The sequence below is a fragment of the Vibrio sp. 10N.261.52.A1 genome, assembly GCF_002876325.1.
In the GTDB taxonomy this organism is placed as follows: Bacteria; Pseudomonadota; Gammaproteobacteria; order Enterobacterales; family Vibrionaceae; genus Vibrio; species Vibrio chagasii.
Genome location: NZ_MCYD01000518.1, coordinates 1 through 236, shown reverse-complemented (window position 1 = coordinate 236; position 236 = coordinate 1). Strand labels below are relative to the sequence as shown.

Genomic DNA, 236 nt, shown 5'->3' with positions numbered 1-236 from the left:
CACATTACAGTTAAGCGCTATCTATTGCCAAAAGCAGTAAGATCTGCGATTAACTTATGCGACACTAGCTCAGCTGGTAGAGCGCAACCTTGCCAAGGTTGAGGTCACGAGTTCGAACCTCGTGTGTCGCTCCAATTTTGAAAGTGAAACATGAAGAGCATTCTGGTAGAGTGCAATCCTTGCCAAGGTTGAGGTCACGCCTAAGTCTTGAAGATCGGGAACCTCGTGTGTCGCTC

1 tRNA gene is annotated in these 236 nt (G+C 47.9%); it reads left to right on the top strand.

The window, feature by feature from the left end:
• The first annotated feature begins 58 nt into the window (after positions 1–58).
• A tRNA-Gly gene (locus BCT81_RS06905) sits at positions 59–134 on the top strand.
• Positions 135–236: the final 102 nt, after the last annotated feature.